The organism is Streptomyces sp. B21-083, assembly GCF_036898825.1.
Classification (GTDB): Bacteria; Actinomycetota; Actinomycetes; order Streptomycetales; family Streptomycetaceae; genus Streptomyces.
This window is the reverse complement of the sequence record NZ_JARUND010000002.1, coordinates 1,827,097-1,847,041: the sequence shown is the minus strand read 5'-3', so window position 1 is coordinate 1,847,041 and position 19,945 is coordinate 1,827,097. Positions and strand designations below refer to the sequence as shown.

Below are 19,945 nucleotides of genomic sequence, written 5' to 3'. Positions count from 1 at the left end.
GTGTACGCATCCCTCAGGCCGGCTTCGCTATCACGACGAACTGGTTCTCCACACCGCGCAGACACCGCAGCAACCCCCGGAAGGAACCGACCGCCTCCCACAGCGCGAAGAACGGCATCAGGGCGACCACCGCGACCGGCTCCCACCACAGCCGCCGGCCGTTGGCCGACACCGACGCGTTGATCTTGAGACCCTCCCAGTACATCCACACCGCGTAACCCATGGTCACCGCCCACAGAGGCAGGATCCACGGCGTGACAGGCGAGGTGTTGAGGTCGCCGAGCAGCGCGCCGACCGCCAGGACGACACCGACATGCTGGAAGGGCCCCATGACCCACGTCGTCACGCTGTACATCAGCAACGCCCTGGAACGGCGCGGCAGACTACGGTTGAAGGCCAGACCCACCAGCCCCCAGGACCAGCGCTCCCGCTGCTTGAGGAAGTCCCGCATGGTCGCCGGGGACGCGCCGTAACTACGGCCGGAGAACCAGTCGCTGCGCCCCTTGTAACGGCTCGCGAAGACCAGAGCAAGATGAGCGTCCTCGCAGATGGAGTCCGGACCGAAGTCCCAGCCGATCGTCGCCTCGACGGACGCGCGGAGCAGCAGCAGCTCGCCGTGCAGCCCGGCCAGCGGAGTACCACCGCCGGTGAGAACGGCGAAGCGCGCGATGTCGTCGGCGGGACGGATCGCGTCGGCCAGCCACGTAAGACGGTTGACCGCGTTCTCCCGCGGATACGTCAGCATGCCCTGCGCCAGGTGCTTGCCCTCCGGACCGGCGCGGCGCTGGGCGTTGATGAAACGCGCGACCTGCTCGGCGGTGTCCGGACCGACGCCCGTGTCGTCGTCCATGTGCAGCACCCACACATCGTCCAGCGCCTCACCCTCGGCGATACGCAATTCGTGGGCGTAGTGATTGGCACGGGCCTTGAAACGGGTGCCATTGGCGGTGCGATAGGCCTTCGGCACAGTCACCACGCGAATCAGGGGGCTACGGGCGGCCAGCGCGTCGATGCGGCCGGCGGCCTCGCAGCCCTCCTCCGTCAGGACGTCGACACGCAGAGCGGGGAACCAGCGCGGCAGGAACGCGCAGTACGACAGCACCGACCGCTCCAGCGCCGGGTAGGTGTCGTCGCGGCCGATGGTCGGGACCAGCACGACGAGCCGGTCGCGCAGCGCCGGCTCGGCCTCGGCCCAGCCGCGCTGGCGGGCGATACGGCGGCGGGTCAGCACGGCACCGGCGACGCCGACGAGCGAACTGACCACGGGCAGTGTCCACAGGACGGTCACCACCCAGCCCATCAACGTCTGCGCGGAGGAGTACAGCGCGGAGGAGAAGGCGTAGGCGAGGCCCGCGGTGACCACGAACGACAGAAAGCCCGGCCGCCAGACCGCCTGACGCCTCACCATCCGCGCGGTGCGGCGGGACGGAAAGACGTCGACGCCGTCAGCGGAGGCGGTCATGATCACCCACTTGTGTACGTAAAGACCTGACTCACCACCAAGGACCGTAAAGCCCTGGAAGCACTAAGTGGAACCATGCACGCCGATTGTAGATTTTGTGAAGATGATTCCCGTCACAGAGCGGGACCCCCGGAGCCGGTCCGCACCGCGGACCCGATGGTCGGCGGCCTCCGACAACACCGGTAGGCTCTTCACATGTCCGAACCGACCGGTGCCGCCCGCAGGCGCGGGCCCTTCAAGGTCGGGGACCAGGTTCAGCTGACCGACCCCAAGGGCCGCCACTACACGTTCACGCTCGAAGCCGGAAAGAACTTTCATACCCACAAGGGTTCTTTCCCGCACGACGAGCTGATCGGCGCACCCGAGGGCAGCGTTGTCCGTACCACCGGAAACGTCGCCTACCTCGCGCTGCGCCCCCTGCTCCCCGACTACGTCCTGTCCATGCCCCGCGGCGCCGCCGTGGTCTACCCCAAGGACGCGGGGCAGATCCTCGCCTTCGCCGACATCTTCCCCGGCGCACGCGTCGTCGAAGCGGGCGTCGGCTCCGGCTCGCTCAGCACCTTCCTGCTGCGCGCCGTAGGCGACCAGGGCATGCTGCACTCCTACGAGCGCCGCGAGGACTTCGCCGAGATCGCCCAGCAGAACGTCGAGCGCTACTTCGGCGGCCCCCACCCCGCCTGGCAGCTCACCGTGGGCGACCTCCAGGACAACCTCAGCGACACCGAGGTCGACCGCGTCGTCCTCGACATGCTCGCCCCCTGGGAGTGCCTGGAGGCCGTCTCCAAGGCGCTCGTCCCCGGCGGCATCGTCTGCTGCTACGTGGCGACCACCACCCAGCTCGCCCGGACCGTCGAGTCCATCCGCGAGATCGGCTGCTTCAACGAGCCGAGCGCCTGGGAGTCGATGGTCCGCAACTGGCACATCGAGGGCCTCGCCGTCCGCCCCGACCACCGCATGATCGGCCACACCGGCTTCCTGCTCACCGCCCGCCGCCTCGCCGACGGCGTCGAGCCCCCCGTGCGCCGCCGCCGCCCCTCCAAGGGCTCCTACGGCGAGGACTACTCCGGTCCCAACGCCGACGGCGGCAACGGCCGCTGACCGCGACAACGCAACGCCACCGTGGCCGAGTTCCCGCAGCACACCGGGAACTCGGCCACAGCGCTTTCCCGTTGACGCGACAACGGCGCCACCACTGACACCGAACACCCCACGCCCCGCCGTTCCCCCGCACTGTGACGTGTGGCACTATGCGGGACACCCCACCGGCACAGCCCTCCACGGGAGACACTCCGAGTGCAGCAATCCGCCGTCCCGGAACTGGCACACACGCACACCCGCCCCATCCACTGGCTCGCGACGGCCACCGCCCTCGCCGGCGTCGTCGCCCTCTCCTCGGCCTTTCAACCCGGCTCGGCCACAGCGGCCCAGGCAGCCGGCCCCGCAGGACGTTCCGCCGTGGGCGCGGCACCGCCCGACCCCACCGGAGTCGACTTCCCCCTCCAGTGCGGCCCGCTGTCGACCCTCGTACAGAACAAGGCCACCGGAGACCTCGACGGCGACGGCAGGCCCGAAACGGTCGCCTCCGTCCGCTGCGACGCCGGCTCCGGGACCCCGCCCAACGGCGTGTACGTCCTCACCCAGGCCGCCGACGCGAAGCAGCCGCGCCTCGTCGCGACGCTCGTCGACCCCAAGAGCCGCCTCACCGTCACCGACCTCACCGTCCACGACGGCGCGGTCACCGCCACGCTCCTCGGCTACTCGTCCCTCGACGTCCCCCGCTGCTGCCCCGACGTCGACGAGCGCGCCAAGTGGCAGTGGAAGAACGGCGCGTTCCTCCGCTCGACACCCGCCGGCGCACAGAGCGCGTGAACACGCGACAGGTGAGAAACCAGACAGCGGCGAGCGTACGGATCTCAGCCAGCGGTGGCACGGAGTGATTGGACGATTACTCCGCGTCCGGGCCGAAAACCTCGACCCTGTCCGAAACTCGACGTACGTGAATACAGTCGCCCGGACACTCCTTCGCGGAGTCCACCACATCCGTCAGCAACGGCAGCGGAACCGGCGTCGTCGCCCCCGGGGCCTGCAGCAACTCGTCCCCGGGACTCTTCACATACGCAAGCCCGTCGATGTCCAGCTCGAAGACCTCGGGGGCGTACTGGACACAGATCCCGTCCCCGGTGCACAGGTCCTGATCGATCCAGACCTCCAACGCCTCACCGCCGATGACGGCCTCTTCCTGCACGGTCATGTCTCCTGCCGTTTCTGTCCCGAGCGGGACAATCCGACGGCAAGTCGGCCCAGCTCTGACGGGTGTTGAACACTTCGACCCTACCTCCGGCCGCTTCCCAATCATGTTCTGTGGGTATTCCCCTGGCGTGAGGGAGAGCGCAAGGGTGAAGATCGGACACACCTCGACAGTCTTTGTGATCTAGGGGTTTCAATCGACACCCACCCAGGTAGGGTCTGGAAGCGTCCAGCTCCCCTTGGAGGAGGTGAGGACCGTGGCAGCCCACGACGACGACATGAACCGCGGCATCCGCCCGGGACGAGGGTCCGAAGACCCGTCCGGGCAGGTTGCCTACCTTGAGCAGGAGATCGCCGTCCTGCGGCGCAAGCTCGCCGACTCTCCGCGACACACGAGGATTCTCGAAGAGCGGATCGTCGAGCTGCAGACCAACCTGGCCGGCGTGTCCGCACAGAACGAGCGGCTCGCCAACACACTCCGCGAGGCCCGCGACCAGATCGTGGCCCTCAAGGAGGAGGTCGACCGGCTCGCACAGCCCCCGGCCGGCTTCGGTGTCTTCCTGGAGGCCAACGAGGACGGCACGGCCGACATCTTCACCGGAGGCCGCAAACTCCGCGTGAACGTCAGCCCCAGCGTCGAGCTCGAAGAGCTCCGACGCGGCCAGGAAGTGATGCTCAACGAAGCTCTCAACGTGGTCGAGGCCATGGAATACGAGAGCGTCGGCGACATCGTCACCCTCAAGGAGATCCTTGAGGACGGCGAGCGCGCCCTGGTACAGGGGCACACCGACGAGGAACGGGTGGTACGGCTCGCCGAACCCCTCCTGGACGTCGTCATCCGCCCCGGCGACGCTCTCCTGCTCGAACCCCGCTCCGGCTACGTCTACGAAGTCGTACCGAAGAGCGAGGTCGAGGAACTCGTCCTCGAAGAAGTACCCGACATCGGCTACGAGCAGATCGGCGGCCTGGGCAACCAGATCGAAATGATCCGCGACGCGGTCGAACTCCCGTACCTCCACCCCGACCTCTTCAAGGAGCACGAACTCAGGCCGCCCAAGGGCGTCCTGCTCTACGGGCCCCCCGGATGCGGAAAGACGCTCATCGCCAAGGCCGTCGCCAACTCGCTGGCCAAAAAGGTCGCCGAAGTCACCGGCCAGGCCCAGGGCAAGAGCTTCTTCCTCAACATCAAGGGCCCCGAACTCCTCAACAAGTACGTCGGCGAGACCGAGCGGCAGATCCGCCTCGTCTTCCAGCGTGCCAGGGAGAAGGCCAGCGAGGGCACCCCCGTCATCGTCTTCTTCGACGAGATGGAATCCCTCTTCCGCACCCGCGGATCCGGCGTCAGCTCGGACGTGGAGAACACCATCGTCCCCCAGCTCCTCGCCGAGATCGACGGCGTGGAAGGCCTGCAGAACGTGGTCGTGATCGGCGCCTCCAACCGCGAGGACATGATCGACCCCGCCATCCTGCGCCCCGGCCGACTCGACGTGAAGATCAAGATCGAACGTCCGGACGCCGAATCGGCCAAGGACATCTTCCAGAAGTACCTCACCGACCGCCTCCCACTGCACCCCGAGGACGTGGGGGAGCACGGCGGCGACAAGGTGGCCACGGTCCAGAGCATGATCCAGACAGCCGTGGAACACATGTACACGGAATCCGAGGAGAACCGCTTCCTGGAGGTCACCTACGCCAACGGTGACAAGGAAGTCCTCTACTTCAAGGACTTCAACTCCGGCGCCATGATCGAGAACATCGTGGGCCGGGCCAAGAAGATGGCGATCAAGGACTTCCTCGACCACAAGCAGAAGGGCATCCGCGTCTCCCACCTCCTCCAGGCATGCGTGGACGAGTTCAAGGAGAACGAGGACCTCCCCAACACCACCAACCCCGACGACTGGGCCCGGATCTCCGGAAAGAAGGGCGAACGGATCGTGTACATCCGTACGCTTATCACCGGCAAGCAGGGCGCGGACACCGGACGCTCCATCGACACGGTGGCCAACACCGGTCAGTACCTGTAAAAAACGGGGTGGCTGCGGGTGCCCTCACCGGGTACCCGCAGCCAACTGTTTTTCAGGCCACAGCCGGAGCGAGGCAATGACGCAAATGATCTCCCCACCAGCGCAAAGGCGTTCTAGGCTCTTTCGTACCGCCGGGTCGCGCAGTGCGGGGACGGGCACCGCACACGCACCGGAGCACCACCGGTACTTGAGCGGCGTCCCCGACCGAGGACACCGCCGGGCAAGGAGGGCCGCATGACCGTACGGCGAGTAATGGGCATCGAGACGGAGTACGGGATCTCCGTCCCCGGCCACCCGAACGCCAATGCCATGCTCACCTCGTCCCAGATCGTCAACGCCTACGCGGCGGCGATGCACCGGGCCCGCCGGGCCCGCTGGGACTTCGAGGAGGAGAACCCGCTCCGCGACGCGCGAGGCTTCGACCTCGCCCGAGAGGTCGCCGACTCCAGCCAGCTCACCGACGAGGACATCGGCCTGGCCAACGTCATCCTCACCAACGGCGCGCGGCTGTACGTCGACCACGCACACCCCGAATACAGCTCCCCCGAAGTCACCAACCCCCGCGACGCCGTCCTCTGGGACAAGGCCGGCGAACGCATCATGGCCGAAGCGGCCGAACGCGCCGCCCAGCTCCCCGGCGCCCAGCCGATCCACCTCTACAAGAACAACACCGACAACAAGGGCGCGTCCTACGGCACGCACGAGAACTACCTGATGAAGCGGGAAACCCCCTTCTCGGACATCGTGCGCCACCTCACGCCCTTCTTCGTCTCCCGCCAGGTCGTCACCGGCGCCGGCCGCGTGGGCATCGGCCAGGACGGCCACGAACACGGTTTCCAGCTCAGCCAGCGAGCGGACTACTTCGAGGTCGAGGTAGGCCTGGAGACCACTCTCAAGCGCCCGATCATCAACACCCGGGACGAGCCGCACGCGGACGCGGAGAAGTACCGCCGCCTCCACGTGATCATCGGCGACGCGAACCTGTCGGAGATCTCGACGTACCTGAAACTGGGTACGACGGCCCTGGTCCTCTCCATGATCGAGGACGGCTTCATCGCTGTCGACCTGGCCGTCGACCAGCCCGTACGCACCCTCCACCAGGTCTCGCACGACCCGACACTCAAGCGACTGGTCACGCTCCGCAGCGGGCGCAAGCTGACCGCCGTACAACTCCAGATGGAGTACTTCGAGCTCTCGCGCAAGTACGTCGAGGAGCGGTTCGGGGCCGACGCCGACGACCAGACGAAGGACGTCCTGGCCCGCTGGGAAGACACCCTGAACCGTCTGGAGAACAACCCCATGAGCCTCGCCGGCGAGCTCGACTGGGTCGCCAAACGAGAACTCATGGAGGGCTACCGGCGCCGCGACGACCTCGACTGGGACGCCGCCCGGCTGCACCTGGTCGACCTCCAGTACGCCGACGTACGGGCCGAGAAGGGCCTCTACAACCGCCTCGTGGCCCGTGGGCGCATCAAGCGCCTGCTGGACGAGAACGAGGTCGAGAGGGCCCGCACGAAGCCCCCGGAGGACACGCGCGCCTACTTCCGCGGACGCTGCCTTGAGCAGTACGCGGACGACGTCGCCGCGGCCTCCTGGGACTCGGTGATCTTCGATCTGCCGGGCCGGGACTCGCTCCAACGGGTCCCAACCCTGGAGCCGCTTCGCGGAACGCGTAATCACGTGAAAGAGCTCCTTGACCGCTGCCGCACGGCAGAAGACCTGGTCAGGGTCCTGTCGGGCCACTGAGCGGGCTTCGGGGCCGGAGCGGCCGGGCAGGGTGGAAAGTGTGGCGTCCGGGAATCATCGAGGTGGTTCCCGGACGTTGTAGCAACTGCGGGGCCAATGTCGGACCCTGCTTGTAGGGTCTGATCAAGAACGTCGAACCGAGCGGGGTGAGGGTTATGGCGACCAAGGACACCGGCGGCGGACAGCAGAAGGCGACGCGCAGCACCGAGGAGGTCGAGGAGGCACCTGAGGCACAGGTATCCGAAGACCTCAAGGAACGCCAGGAGAAGCTGAGCGACGACGTCGACTCGGTTCTTGACGAGATTGACGATGTCCTCGAGGAGAATGCCGAGGACTTCGTTCGTAGTTTCGTTCAGAAGGGTGGCGAGTAGCCTTCGAATCGAAGGAGTCGGGGGCTTCGGGGCGTGGATACCGAAAATGGCGTTAAGCGTTGCTCGCGGTGCCGGGAAACCAAGCCGCGAGCAACGTTCGCCAGCAACAAGAGCGCCCGTGACGGGCTGCAGGCGTATTGCCGGGGATGCTGGGCGGAGTATCACCAGGCGCGCCAACTGGCCAAAGGGAAGAATGTCAGACCCCGTGTGGACACGCCGGAGGGGTACAAGTTCTGCCGCAGTTGCGAGCAGATCAAGCCGCACGGCGAGTGGCATCGCAACGCAACAGCTTCCGACGGACTCTCGACCAGTTGCAGGGCTTGTCGAGCGGTTAAAGGGCGCGCTGGGCAGCTGAAGCGCAACTACAACCTCACCGAAGCCGAGCGTGACGCGATGGTCGCCTCTCAGATGGGGCTCTGCGTGATCTGCCTGAAAGCTCCTGCCGTTCATGTGGATCACTGCCACGAGACGGGTAGGGTCCGGGGCGTACTGTGCTTCAACTGCAATTCGGCCATCGGCAAGTTGGGAGACGATCCCGACGCTGTTCGTCGGGCTGCCGCTTACCTGGAAGGAACTCCATGGAAGCCAACACTCGTAGCACCGGGCGTCTACCAGCTGCCTTCCTGACGCCTGGGTCGTCGTCCTTCATGGACTTTCTGTCGGACCATCAGCCGGAGATGCTCCCGGGCAAGCGGCAACTGCCGCCCACTCAGGGCGCGATCGAGGCCCCGCACGGCACGACCATCGTGGCTGCCACCTTCCCGGGTGGTGTCGTGCTCGCCGGTGACCGGCGAGCGACCATGGGGAACGTCATCGCGCAGCGGGACATCGAGAAGGTGTTCCCGGCGGACGAGTACTCGGCGGTCGGGATCGCCGGCACCGCGGGTCTCGCCGTCGAGATGGTGAAGCTGTTCCAGCTGGAGCTGGAGCACTTCGAGAAGGTGGAAGGTGCGCAGCTCTCGCTCGAAGGCAAGGCGAACCGGCTGTCGACCATGATTCGTTCGAATCTCGGTATGGCGATGCAGGGGCTTGCTGTCGTGCCGCTGTTCGCCGGGTTCGACGTGGACCGCGGTAAGGGGCGCATCTTCTCGTACGACGTGACGGGTGGGCGTTCCGAGGAGCACGGTTACGCGGCGACGGGGTCGGGGTCGATCTTCGCGCGTTCTGCGATGAAGAAGCTGTACAGCCGTGAGTTGAGCGAGTCGGATGCGACGACGCTGGTGATTCAGGCGTTGTACGACGCGGCGGACGACGATTCGGCGACCGGTGGTCCGGATGTCGCGCGGCGGATCTACCCGATTGTCACGGTGATCACCGAGGACGGTTTCCGCAGGCTGACGGACGAGGAGTCCGCCGAGATCGCCCGTTCGATTCTGGAGCGGCGTCTGGAGCAGCCCGACGGTCCGCGTGCCGCGCTGCTCTGAGCTGTTGGAGTGCGGAGGCTTGTAGTGCCTCTCGTTGTTCAGGTGGTCCAGTGACTTCGACAGATTCGACAGGAAGGGACGGTCAATCCGGTGTCGACGCCGTTCTATGTCTCACCCCAGCAGGCGATGGCCGACCGGGCGGAGTACGCCCGGAAGGGCATCGCGCGTGGTCGCAGCCTGGTTGTGCTGCAGTATGCCGATGGCATCGTGTTCGTCGGCGAGAACCCGTCCCGTGCGCTGCACAAGTTCAGCGAGATCTATGACCGGATCGGCTTCGCGGCTGCCGGTAAGTACAACGAGTACGAGAACCTGCGGATCGGCGGTGTGCGGTATGCCGATATGCGTGGGTACACGTACGACCGTGCCGATGTGACGGCTCGTGGTCTGGCGAACGTGTACGCGCAGACGTTGGGCACGATCTTCTCTTCGGCGGCGGAGAAGCCGTACGAGGTGGAGCTGGTTGTCGCGGAGGTCGGTGAGACTCCGGACGGTGACCAGATCTACCGGCTTCCTCATGACGGGTCGATCGTCGATGAGCACGGTTCGGTGGCGGTCGGTGGTAATGCCGAGCAGATCAGCACGTATCTGGATCAGCGTCATCAGGACGGTATGTCCTTGGCCGAGGCGCTGAAGCTGGCGGTTCAGGCGCTGTCGCGCGATACGAACGGTACCGAGCGGGAGATTCCGGCGGAGCGGCTGGAGGTGGCGGTGCTGGACCGTACGCGGCCTCAGAAGCGGAAGTTCAAGCGGATCGTCGGTCGTCAGCTGGGGCGTCTGCTGGAGGCGGGCGGGGCGGCTACGGAGGCGGAGAGCGCCGCGGAGGAGGACGAGTAGCCGCTGTTTGTTTTTCTTGTCCTGCACGCGCACCCCGGTTGCCTCTGGCGCCGGGGTGCGGGCGTTGGCGGGGGTTCAGGGGTGGCTGCGGGGCGGCGCTGTGGAGCCTCGTACGACGAGTTGGACGGGGATGTCGCCCTGGGTGGGGGTGCGGCCGTCGAGGACGGCGAGGAGGGCTTGCATGCCGCGTTCGCCGAAGAGTTCGGCGTCGAGTCGGACGGTGGTGAGTTCGGGGTCGATGGCGGTGGCGAGGGCGAGGTCGTCGAGGCCGGTGACGGAGAGGTCGTCGGGAATGCGCAGGCCGAGGCGGCGGATGGCTTTGTAGGCGCCGGTGGCGAGTTTGTCGTCGTCGCAGACGAGGGCGGTGGGGTGGGGGCCGGGGCCGGTGAGGGCGGCCGTGGTGGCCTGTTGGGCGCCTTCGATGGTGATGGGGGCGTGGATGGTGCGCAGGCCGGTGCCGGGGACGTCGGCGAGGCGTGTGGCGAGTTCGTGGGCGCGTACGGCGAAGGTCCAGGAGGGGATGTCGGCCGCGAGGTGGAGGAAGTGGCGGTGGCCGAGGGTGAGGAGGTGGTCGGCTACCTGGCGGACGCCGTCGGCGATGTCGAGGTTGACGGTGGCGGCGCCGAGGCTGCCGTGGGGGTCGCTGTCGAGCATGACGAGGGGGAGTTGGTCGCCGCGGATGGCGGTGAGGGCGTCGGCGGCCATGGAGGAGGCGATGACGCCGTCGAGGGCGGCCTGGGCGGAGTGGAAGGGGTCTCTGGCCGGGCCGATGCCTTCGGGGGAGGGGTAGAGGACGACGCCGAAGCCGTGTTCGGCGGCGACGCGGGCGGCTCCGGTGTAGACGCCGGCGAAGAACTCGGTGGTGAGGACGGGGACGACGAGGAGGACGGTGCGGGTGTGGCCGAGGCGTAGGTTGCGGGCGGCGAGGTTGGGGCGGTAGCCGAGGTCGCGGGCGGCGGTGCGGACGCGTTCGGCGGTGGTCTCGGAGACGCGGCCTCGCCATTTGTCGCCGAGGACGAGGGAGACGGCGGCCTGGGAGACGCCGGCGGCCCGGGCGACGTCGCGGCTGGTGGGTCGGGTGCTGCCTCGTGCCACCGGGGGCCTGCTCCTTCGTGTGGACGTGCGGACTGGGCACATGGTACGTATGACGGGCGACGTTATACGTACAACTTCCGGCGTCGCGGGTGACGGGAAGGGCTGGTCATGGCGGCGGGATACCTGGAGATCCTCAGGGCGCGGCATGCGGTGCGGCTGCTCGTGGGCACCCTGGTGGGGCGGTTGCCGAACGCCACGGCGGCGATCGCGATCGTGCTGTTCGTCCGGGCCGGGGGCGGCACCTACAGCCTCGCCGGCGGGCTCGCGGCGGCGTACGGCGTGGCGAACGCGGTGGGGCAGCCGCTGCTGGGCCGGCTGGTCGACCTGTACGGGCAGCCGCGGATCCAGTTGTCGGCCGCGCTCGTATCGGCGTTCGGTATGGGGGCGTTCGCGTTCGCGGGCACCGATCCGCTGCCGCTCGCGTATGTCACCGTGGTGGTCGCCGGGCTTTTCACGCCTCCGTTGGAGGGCGGTCTGCGGGCGCTGTGGCCCTCTGTCCTCCGTAAGGAGGACCAGGTGCACACGGCGTACGCGATGGACGCGGTGGCGCAGGAAGTCATGTTCACGGTGGGGCCGTTGCTGGTGACGCTGTGCGCGTCGCTGTGGTCGGCGCAGGCCGCGCTGCTGGTGCTGAACGTGATCGGGGTCCTGGGGGCGCTGTCCGTGGTGCTGTCGCCGCCTTCACGGGACTGGCGTTCGGCGCCGCGTGCGGCCCACTGGCTGGGAGCGCTGCGGTCGCCGGGGCTGCTGGTGATGCTGGGGGCGTTCCTGTTCGTGGGGGTCGCACTGGGGTCGATCACGGTCGCGTCGGTGTCGTACGCGGACGACCACGGCGGGGACACGGTGTACGGCTGGCTGATGGCGGCCGTCGGTCTGGGTGCGCTGCTGGGCGGGACGGTGTACGGGGCGCGGCAGTGGAGTGGGCCGGCGGAGCGGCGGTTGACGGTGCTGGTGGGGTTGCTGGCGGTGTGTTATCTGCCGTTGACGCTGATGCCGGGAGCGGTCGCGATGACGGCGCTGATGGTGCTCGCGGGGGTGTTCCTGGCGCCGGCTCTCGCGTGTGTGTTCGTGCTGGTGGACCGGCACGCTCCGCGGGGGACGGTCACCGAGGCTTTCTCCTGGCTTGTGACGACGTTCACCGTGGGCGCGTCCCTGGGAACGGGCCTTGCGGGGCCGGTCGTCGAGTGGGGCGGAACGCTGTGGGGGTTCGTCGTGCCGGGGGGCGCCGGGGCCGTGTCGTTGCTGGTTCTGCTGGTCACCGGGCGGGTGCTGGCGGCTCCTTTGGAGGGCGCGGTTGTTGCGGTCTCATCGGAAAATGATCCGAACCGTGCTGCCGGAACCCGTTTCAGCTCGGGTGATCGGGCGTAATGTTCAGTCATGGACCGCCGCATTTTCGGGCTGGAGAACGAGTACGGCGTCACGTGTACGTTCAGGGGACAGCGGCGTCTGTCTCCCGACGAGGTGGCTCGGTACCTCTTCCGCCGTGTCGTGTCATGGGGCCGTAGCAGCAATGTCTTTCTGCGAAACGGCGCACGCCTCTATCTTGACGTGGGATCACATCCGGAATACGCGACACCGGAATGTGACGACTTGACGGAACTCGTCACGCACGACAAGGCCGGCGAGCGCATTCTCGAAGGACTCCTGGTGGACGCCGAACGACGCCTGCACGAGGAAGGAATCGCGGGCGACGTCTACCTCTTCAAGAACAACACGGACTCGGCGGGCAACTCGTACGGTTGCCACGAGAACTATCTGGTGGCCCGGCACGGGGAGTTCTCCCGGCTCGCGGACATCCTCATTCCGTTCCTCGTCACCCGCCAGCTTCTGTGCGGTGCGGGCAAGGTGCTGCAGACGCCGCGCGGTGCCGTGTACTGCGTGAGTCAGCGGGCGGAGCACATCTGGGAGGGCGTTTCCTCGGCGACGACCAGGTCCCGGCCGATCATCAACACGCGTGACGAACCGCACGCGGACGCCGAGCGTTACCGTCGGCTGCATGTCATCGTCGGGGACTCGAACATGTCCGAGACGACGATGCTTCTGAAGGTCGGTGCCACCGACCTCGTGCTGCGCATGATCGAGGCGGGCACGGTGATGCGGGACCTGACTCTGGAGAACCCGATCCGGGCGATCCGCGAGGTCAGTCACGACATCACGGGCCGTCGCAAGGTGCGGCTGGCCAGCGGCCGGGAGGCCTCGGCGCTGGATGTGCAGCGCGAGTACTACGACAAGGCCGTGGACTTCGTCGACCGGCGGGGTATCCGCACGGGCACGGTCGCGCAGGTGCTGGAGCTGTGGGGCCGGGTGCTCGACTCGATCGAGGCCGAGGATCTGGACCGGATCGGTACCGAGATCGACTGGGTGATGAAGTACCAGCTCATCGAGCGGTACCGGGCCAAGCACAACATGACGATGTCGCATCCGCGCGTCGCTCAGATAGACCTCGCCTATCACGACATCCATCGCAGGCGGGGTCTTTACTACCTGCTGGAGAGGAAGAACCAGGCCGCCCGGATCTGCAACGACCTGAAGATCTTCGAGGGCAAGTCGGTTCCGCCGCAGACCACTCGGGCGCGGCTGCGCGGTGACTTCATCCGGCGTGCGCAGGAACAGCGCCGTGATTTCACGGTCGACTGGGTGCATCTGAAGCTCAACGACCAGGCGCAGCGCACGGTGTTGTGCAAGGACCCGTTCCGTTCGGTGGACGAGCGGGTGGAGAAGCTGATCGCCGGAATGTGACCGGGTGTCGGTCGGCCGGTGCGCAAACAGTGTGGGATCCCGGTGCCCGGAGGCGTTCGTGCCTCCGGGCGCCGGCGTTTCCTCGCGCTGCCTTGACCGTGTGCAGTTCGACGGCGTGTCCTGTGCCGCTCCGTGCCGGGGGTGCGTAGGTCGTAGAGTGGCGGCCATTGTCCCCGCCCCCGATCCCAGTTGGACTGATGAACTACAACACGAAACGACGCATGGTCGCGCTGCTGGCCGTTCCCGCCCTTTTGTTCACCGCCGCCGCGTGCGGATCGGACGATAAGAAGAAGGACGAGGCGGTGGTGGGCGGCGTCGCTGAGGTCAAGGGGAAGGTCGGGGAGAAGCCCGAGATCTCGGTGCCAAAGGGCGACAAGCCGGCTGGGAAGACCGTGGTCAAGACGGTTTCGGAGGGCAGTGGAAGTCCGATCAAGGCCTCCGACTTCGTCCGGCTGGACTGGACCGTCGAGAAGTGGGGTGGCACTGAGGAACTCGGTGGCACCTGGGCCGCTGCGGCAGACGGCGCGACGGCCCGACGGCAGTCCGTCGAGCAGATCGGCAAGCAGAGCCAGCAGTTGCCCGAGAAGGTCCTCAACGCGGTGAAGGGCGAGAAGCCCGGCAGCCGGATCCTGGTGCAGGGCACCGCGGGTGACCTGATCGGCCAGAACCTGAACACTTCCGCCGGGCTCGCCGCGACGGACGTGCTGATCTGGGTGGTCGACGCGGTCGGTGCCGGCACCATCGACGCCAAGGCCGAGGCCAAGGGCGAGCAGGCGGCCTCCGAGGCGGGCCTGCCCAAGGTCGAGGCCCCGTCGCAGAAGGCGGCGGTCATCACCATCCCCAAGGGAGCCAAGGCTCCCAAAGCCCTTGAGCAGCAGGTGCTGATCAAGGGCAGCGGCAAGAAGGTCGAGGCCGGGCAGGGGCTCGTCGCCCAGTACACCGGGGTCAAGTGGGAGGACGGGAAGAAATTCGACTCCTCCTGGGACCACGGTGGCGCCACCGCCTTCCAGATCGGCACCGGCTCGGTGGTGGCAGGCTGGGACAAGGGACTCGTCGGCAAGAACGTGGGCGACCGGGTGCTCCTGGTGATTCCGCCCTCCCTCGGTTACGGCGCGAGCCCCGACAGTGAGCTGGCCAAGAACACGCTGGTCTTCGTTGTGGACATCCTTGGCGCCGTCTGACCGCGTTCGTCTGTGAGACTGTTCCCGACGCAGGTCACGCAACAAGGAGAGATGAAGTGAGCATCGAGAAGCCCGAGATCGACTTCCCCGAGGGTGAGCCGCCGGCGGACCTTCAGATCAAGGACATCTGGGAGGGCGACGGCGCCGAAGCGGTGGCGGGTCAGAACGTCACCGTCCACTACGTGGGAGTTTCCTTCAGCACGGGCGAGGAGTTCGACGCCAGCTGGAACCGTGGCAGTGCGTTCAAGTTCCCGCTGGGCGGGGGCCGGGTCATCAAGGGCTGGGACCTCGGTGTGCAGGGCATGAAGGTCGGTGGCCGTCGTGAGCTGACCATCCCGGCCCACCTCGCCTACGGCAACCAGAGCCCCACGCCGGCGATCAAGCCCGGCGAGACACTGATCTTCGTGGTGGACCTGATCGCGGTCTGACCGTCCGGTCCGATCGTGGTACGACGGTCGAACGGGATCGGAATCAGGTCGGATCGTCGTATGAAGCAGGTACGGGGTCTGACCGAAGTCGATCATCCAGGGTCCATGCCTGTCCGGGCATGGGCCCTCGGCTTTTGCCGCGCCACTTCGGAGCGGTACGGTCATCCGTCGTAAGCACCATAGGGAAGACGAAGGGCGTCGATGGCCATTGCCAAGGCGGAGCGGCTGATGAACCTGGCGCTGTGTCTGCTCGGGACGCGCCGGCCGCTCAGCAAGCGCGAGCTGCGTGACTCCATCGAGGCCTATCTCGAAGCGGGCAGCGATGACTCCTTCAACCGGATGTTCGAACGGGACAAGGACGATCTGCGCGAACTCGGGCTGGTCATCGAGACGGTGGAGAACCTCGACGGCGAGGTCGGCTACCGCGCCGGCCGTGACAGCAACCGGCTGCCGCCCATCACCCTCGACGCCGAGGAGGCCGCCGCCCTGGGTCTGGCCGCGAAGGTCTGGCAGCAGGCCCGTCTCGCCGGTGCGGCCAGTGGCGCGCTGCAGAAGCTGCGTGCGGCCGGTCTGCCCGAGGACGTCGACCCCTACGAGACCCATGGCGCCCTGGAACCGCGTATTCCGGTGCATGAGGCGGCCTTCGAGCCGCTGATGCTGGCCTGCCGGGACCGTCGCCCGGTGGCCTTCGACTACCGCAAGGCCACCGCCGCCCGCCCGGAGCCCCGTCAGGTGGAGCCGTGGGCACTGGAGTGCTGGCGTGGTCACTGGTACCTGGCGGGCTGGGACCGCGACCGGGGTGCCGAACGCGTGTTCAGGCTGTCTCGGATCACCGGCAAGGTCCGCAGCCGGAGTGCGAAGTTCACCGCCGAGGTGCCCGACGTCGTCACGGTCCGCGAGACCGTCGCCAGCTGGGCGGGGGAGAGTGCCGACCGTTCCGCCCTGATCCGGCTGCGGACGGGCGCCGGCTACCCCCTTCGGGCGAAAGCGTCCCGGGTACGGGAACTCGGCGACGGCTGGGACGAGTTGGAGATTCCGTACGGGCACGGGCTGGACGCCTGGCTGGTGGAGTTCGGGCCGGACGTGGTGGTCCTCGATCCGGCCGAGCTGCGTGCCGAAGTGGTGGACCGGCTGCGCGCCGTGGCCAAGGGCTGAGGGGGAGCACAAGCAAGTGGCAGGCAAACCGGCCAGGCCAGTGAACGCCATCGACCAGACACGGCGGATGCTGTCCCTGGTGACGTATCTGCGCGAGCGGCCCGGCGCGCGCGTCGGCGACGTGGCACGCGCGTTCGGGATCACCGAGGACGAGCTGGTCTCGGACCTGGACGTGCTGCCCATGTGCGGCACCAGCTTCCGCGGTGGAGACCTGCTCGACATCGACACCGACGGCGAGCGGATCTGGTGGCACAACCCCGCGGCCCTCGGGGAGGAGGCCGCCGAACCGCTCAGGCTGGCCGCCGACGAGGCGACCGCGCTGCTGGTCGCCGCCCGCGCGGTGTCCACCCTGCCCGGGCTGCGCGAGGGCGACCGGCAGGCGCTGCTGCGGGCCACCGCCAAGGTGGAGACGGCGGCCGGTGAGGCCGCCGGGGCCAGCGCACGACTGTCGGTGACCTTCGAGTCGGAGGGCGGGGTCTTCGCGGACGTCGACCGGGCGATCTCCGAGCGCCGCCGCCTGTGGATCCGCTACTACTCGCCCGCGCGCGACGAGCTGACCGAGCGGGAGATCGACCCGATCCGGCTGGTCAGCGTCGGGCACACGTATGTGGAGGCCTGGTGCCGGCGCTCCGAGGCGCGCCGCACCTTCCGCCTCGACCGGGTCGCCGAGATCCGGATCCTGGACGAGCCGGCCGCCCCGCCCGAGATAGAGCTTCGGGACCTGTCGGAGGGCCTGGTGCAGCCCGCCGCCGAGGATCCCGAGGTGGTCGTCGACGTCGGGCCCGGCGGGCGCTGGGTCGCCGAGTACTACCCGCACGACAGCGCCGATGAGCTTCCCGACGGCGGGCTGCGTATCACTCTGCGTACCCCCGATCCGGCGTCACTGCGGCGCCTGGCACTGCGGCTCGGCCGCGACGGGCGCATCGTCTCGCCGCAGGACCTCGCGGACAGTGCCCGGCAGGCGGCCCAGGAGGCGCTGGGGGCGTACGACGCCCCGCAGGCAGCCCTCGGGACGGCGTCGCCCGCTACCGGGGCGCAGGGGGTTCAGGACGGGCTGTACGACAGACGGGAGCAGGAGCGTTGAGCGAGTCTCCGATGTCAGGTGTGCGGGACATGACCGTGGCTTCGGCCTTCGCGGGAATGACGAGAGTGGCCCCCGTCGTGTTCCGCGCCGCCTGCCCGGACTGCCGAGGCAACTTCGAGCTCACCGCGGGCTCGCTGCGTCTGGCCATCGGCGCCACCAGCCGCACCACCTTCTACTCCTTCACCTGCCCCGACTGCGACGTGACCGTGCGCAAACCGGCCGGTGAACGGGTCGTCGAGCTGCTCACCGGGGGCGGGGTCAGGACACTGCGGCTGGCCACGCCGTCCTGAGGCCCCGGGGGCCCGCGGCCAGGACCCGGTGAGGGGCTAGGCTCGGGCCATGTTCTGGCCGATGTTCGCGATCGCCGTGGGGTTCCTGGGTCTCGCCGTTCTCGGGGTGCTCGCCGTCCGGGTCTTCCTGGAGGCGCAGCGCCTGGGAAGGCAGGTCACGGACTCCGCCCGGCGCATCAACCGGGCCGCGGAGGATCTGGAACGGGCCGCCGTGCACACAGCACGCTCCGTGGACGCGCTGTGAGTGCCTGGCGGCTCTCCTGTGACTCCGTGGGTTGATGTGTTTTGGGCGACTTCGCCCTGTCACCCTGTCGGTGGCGGAAGGTACGCTGCTGGCGCGGACCGGAAAACGAGGCCCGGACCGCATACCGGGAGTACGCACAGGGATTGCCTCAGGTTTACCCCCGAGAGTTACGATCGCTGTGAACACGACGGTCGGACACCTGTCCGAACGATCGGACAGCACCCCCACCCAGCCGCCTCGGTGAGAAGGTAAAGAAATGTTCGGAAGGCTCGGAGCTCCCGAGATCATTCTCATCCTCGTCGTCATCATCCTGCTGTTCGGCGCGAAGAAGCTTCCGGACATGGCGCGCTCGCTCGGCAAGTCCGCGCGCATCCTGAAGAGCGAGGCCAAGGCGATGAAGTCGGAGGGTCAGGAAACCGCCCCCGCCGGCCCGCCGCACACCGACGAGCAGCCCCCGGTGCAGCGCACCATCCAGGCCTCCCCTGGGGACGTGACGAGCTCGCGCCCGGTCACCGAGCCCACGGACACGACCAAGCGCTGACGCTGACGCAGGGCCGGATGCCTCCGGCCTGCCGCACGAGATGAGGACGTGGGTTGCTCAAGTCTGCCCGCAACAAGGAGAAGGAGAGGGATCCCGAGGGGCGGATGCCCCTCGTGGAGCACCTCCGCGAGCTCCGCAACCGGGTCGCGAAGGCCATGCTGGCCATCGTGATCGTCACGATCGTGGCCGCCTTCTTCTACAACGACATCATCAACTTCTTCACGAAGCCGGTGCTCGACTCGGTCGGCTGTCCGTCCTCCTTCTCGGAGCTGGCGAAGCAGCAGACCCAGAACGCCAACCCCTGCGCGAAGATCACGATCAACGGCCTGCTCGCGCCCTTCACGCTCGCGCTGAAGGTGTCGCTCATGGCCGGTGTCGTGCTCGCCTCCCCGGTCTGGCTCTACCAGCTCTGGGCATTCGTCGCCCCGGGCCTGCACAAGGGCGAGAAGAAGTACGCGTACGCGTTCGTCGCATCCGGCGTTCCGCTGTTCCTCGGCGGCGCCTACTTCGCCTACCGGGTGCTTCCCACCACCGCGAAGGTACTGATCGAGTTCACGCCGTTCGGTGTCGACAACCTGCTGCCGCTGGACGACCTGCTCGACCTCGTCACGCGCATGGTGCTGGTCTTCGGTCTCTCGTTCGAACTGCCGCTGCTGCTGATCATGCTCAACCTCACCGGGATCCTCTCCGGCAAGAAGATGGCCGGCTGGTGGCGCGGCATGATCATGGGTATCACGGTGTTCGCGGCGCTCGCGACACCCAGTACGGACCCGCTGACGATGCTGGCGCTCGCCGGACCGATCTGGCTCCTGTACTTCGGCGCCGTGGCCTTCTCGCTGACGAACGACCGGCGCAAACGCCGGCGCGACGAGGCGGGCCCCGATGACGACGAGGCCTCCGACCTGGACCTCACCCCCGAGGACATCGGCGAGATCGAGACCGTCTCCGCCAGCCGTGCCCTGCCCGAACAGACGGGCACGGAACGGGTCAACGGCTACGACGACGTGACCTGACGCACCCTCTCACCGTCCCGACGCGGAAGCGGCCGGGGCGCCCACCCGGGCGCCCCGGCCGCTTCCG

General features: G+C 67.8%; 21 protein-coding genes. 18 read left to right on the top strand and 3 right to left on the bottom strand.

The features are described 5' to 3' along the window. Nucleotides 1-13 precede the first annotated feature (13 nt). Nucleotides 14-1,462, bottom strand: coding sequence for a glycosyltransferase family 2 protein (locus tag QA861_RS32390; protein WP_334592194.1), 1,449 nt, complete (start codon nucleotides 1,460-1,462; stop codon nucleotides 14-16). A gap of 195 nt (nucleotides 1,463-1,657) precedes the next feature. Here QA861_RS32390 and QA861_RS32385 point away from each other — a divergent pair, with 195 nt between their 5' ends. Both QA861_RS32385 and QA861_RS32380 read left to right on the top strand, forming a co-directional pair. Continuing rightward, a complete protein-coding gene (locus QA861_RS32385) occupies nucleotides 1,658-2,560 on the top strand; it encodes a tRNA (adenine-N1)-methyltransferase (protein WP_334592193.1) in 903 nt (300 codons plus the stop codon). A 195-nt stretch (nucleotides 2,561-2,755) separates the two neighbouring features. Further along, nucleotides 2,756-3,331: a hypothetical protein gene (locus QA861_RS32380; RefSeq protein ID WP_334592192.1), complete on the top strand. Its 576-nt coding sequence runs from the start codon at nucleotides 2,756-2,758 to the stop codon at nucleotides 3,329-3,331. Nucleotides 3,332-3,407: 76 nt separating this feature from the next. Here QA861_RS32380 and QA861_RS32375 read toward each other — a convergent pair whose 3' ends face one another. Then, on the bottom strand, nucleotides 3,408-3,713 hold the full coding sequence (locus QA861_RS32375) for a ferredoxin (protein ID WP_334592191.1): 306 nt from the start codon (nucleotides 3,711-3,713) through the stop codon (nucleotides 3,408-3,410). Nucleotides 3,714-3,966: 253 nt separating this feature from the next. Between QA861_RS32375 and arc the strand changes: the two genes are divergently transcribed. The 6 genes from arc (at nucleotide 3,967) to prcA (ending at nucleotide 10,108) form a co-directional block, all read left to right on the top strand. Further along, a complete protein-coding gene (gene arc, locus QA861_RS32370) occupies nucleotides 3,967-5,733 on the top strand; it encodes a proteasome ATPase (protein WP_334592190.1) in 1,767 nt (588 codons plus the stop codon). Between the two features lie 234 nt (nucleotides 5,734-5,967). Further along, the gene (gene dop / locus QA861_RS32365; protein WP_006379823.1) at nucleotides 5,968-7,479 is read left to right on the top strand and encodes a depupylase/deamidase Dop; all 1,512 of its coding nucleotides are present in this window, start codon (nucleotides 5,968-5,970) and stop codon (nucleotides 7,477-7,479) included. 155 nt (nucleotides 7,480-7,634) lie between these two features. Beyond that, a complete protein-coding gene (locus QA861_RS32360) occupies nucleotides 7,635-7,850 on the top strand; it encodes a ubiquitin-like protein Pup (RefSeq protein WP_006379817.1) in 216 nt (71 codons plus the stop codon). A gap of 33 nt (nucleotides 7,851-7,883) precedes the next feature. Beyond that, the gene (locus QA861_RS32355) at nucleotides 7,884-8,477 is read left to right on the top strand and encodes an endonuclease VII domain-containing protein (RefSeq protein ID WP_334592189.1); all 594 of its coding nucleotides are present in this window, start codon (nucleotides 7,884-7,886) and stop codon (nucleotides 8,475-8,477) included. After that, nucleotides 8,429-9,274: a proteasome subunit beta gene (gene prcB, locus QA861_RS32350; RefSeq protein WP_334592188.1), complete on the top strand. Its 846-nt coding sequence runs from the start codon at nucleotides 8,429-8,431 to the stop codon at nucleotides 9,272-9,274. Before QA861_RS32355 ends, prcB begins: the two co-directional genes overlap by 49 nt. A gap of 90 nt (nucleotides 9,275-9,364) precedes the next feature. Continuing rightward, the gene (gene prcA / locus QA861_RS32345; RefSeq protein WP_006379810.1) at nucleotides 9,365-10,108 is read left to right on the top strand and encodes a proteasome subunit alpha; all 744 of its coding nucleotides are present in this window, start codon (nucleotides 9,365-9,367) and stop codon (nucleotides 10,106-10,108) included. Between the two features lie 75 nt (nucleotides 10,109-10,183). Here the strand turns inward: prcA and QA861_RS32340 are convergent, their stop codons facing one another. Next, complete coding sequence (locus QA861_RS32340) at nucleotides 10,184-11,203, bottom strand: LacI family DNA-binding transcriptional regulator (RefSeq protein ID WP_334592187.1); 1,020 nt, start codon at nucleotides 11,201-11,203, stop codon at nucleotides 10,184-10,186. A gap of 108 nt (nucleotides 11,204-11,311) precedes the next feature. On the opposite strand from QA861_RS32340, the gene QA861_RS32335 reads away from it, so the two are divergent. The 10 genes from QA861_RS32335 to tatC all read left to right on the top strand — a co-directional run bounded on the left by QA861_RS32335 (nucleotide 11,312) and on the right by tatC (nucleotide 19,878). Further along, nucleotides 11,312-12,571 carry an MFS transporter gene (locus tag QA861_RS32335; protein WP_334592186.1) on the top strand — a complete coding sequence of 420 codons (1,260 nt, stop codon included), beginning with the start codon at nucleotides 11,312-11,314 and terminating at the stop codon, nucleotides 12,569-12,571. A 9-nt stretch (nucleotides 12,572-12,580) separates the two neighbouring features. Further along, nucleotides 12,581-13,942 (top strand): Pup--protein ligase, encoded by a 1,362-nt coding sequence (pafA, locus tag QA861_RS32330; RefSeq protein WP_006379815.1) that lies wholly within the window; start codon nucleotides 12,581-12,583, stop codon nucleotides 13,940-13,942. Between the two features lie 197 nt (nucleotides 13,943-14,139). After that, on the top strand, nucleotides 14,140-15,123 hold the full coding sequence (locus QA861_RS32325) for an FKBP-type peptidyl-prolyl cis-trans isomerase (RefSeq protein ID WP_334592185.1): 984 nt from the start codon (nucleotides 14,140-14,142) through the stop codon (nucleotides 15,121-15,123). A gap of 56 nt (nucleotides 15,124-15,179) precedes the next feature. Continuing rightward, nucleotides 15,180-15,551: an FKBP-type peptidyl-prolyl cis-trans isomerase gene (locus QA861_RS32320; RefSeq protein WP_319094111.1), complete on the top strand. Its 372-nt coding sequence runs from the start codon at nucleotides 15,180-15,182 to the stop codon at nucleotides 15,549-15,551. Between the two features lie 201 nt (nucleotides 15,552-15,752). Then, the gene (locus QA861_RS32315) at nucleotides 15,753-16,706 is read left to right on the top strand and encodes a helix-turn-helix transcriptional regulator (RefSeq protein WP_334592183.1); all 954 of its coding nucleotides are present in this window, start codon (nucleotides 15,753-15,755) and stop codon (nucleotides 16,704-16,706) included. A gap of 16 nt (nucleotides 16,707-16,722) precedes the next feature. Next, on the top strand, nucleotides 16,723-17,790 hold the full coding sequence (locus tag QA861_RS32310; protein ID WP_334592182.1) for a helix-turn-helix transcriptional regulator: 1,068 nt from the start codon (nucleotides 16,723-16,725) through the stop codon (nucleotides 17,788-17,790). Next, nucleotides 17,787-18,080 (top strand): hypothetical protein, encoded by a 294-nt coding sequence (locus QA861_RS32305; protein ID WP_334592181.1) that lies wholly within the window; start codon nucleotides 17,787-17,789, stop codon nucleotides 18,078-18,080. Before QA861_RS32310 ends, QA861_RS32305 begins: the two co-directional genes overlap by 4 nt. 49 nt (nucleotides 18,081-18,129) lie before the next feature. Next, nucleotides 18,130-18,324, top strand: a complete 195-nt coding sequence (locus QA861_RS32300; protein ID WP_006379812.1) for a hypothetical protein — start codon at nucleotides 18,130-18,132, stop codon at nucleotides 18,322-18,324. A gap of 256 nt (nucleotides 18,325-18,580) precedes the next feature. Continuing rightward, nucleotides 18,581-18,865 (top strand): Sec-independent protein translocase subunit TatA, encoded by a 285-nt coding sequence (gene tatA, locus QA861_RS32295; protein ID WP_334592180.1) that lies wholly within the window; start codon nucleotides 18,581-18,583, stop codon nucleotides 18,863-18,865. 53 nt (nucleotides 18,866-18,918) lie between these two features. Next, a complete protein-coding gene (gene tatC / locus QA861_RS32290; RefSeq protein ID WP_334592179.1) occupies nucleotides 18,919-19,878 on the top strand; it encodes a twin-arginine translocase subunit TatC in 960 nt (319 codons plus the stop codon). The last annotated feature ends 67 nt before the right edge of the window (nucleotides 19,879-19,945 follow it).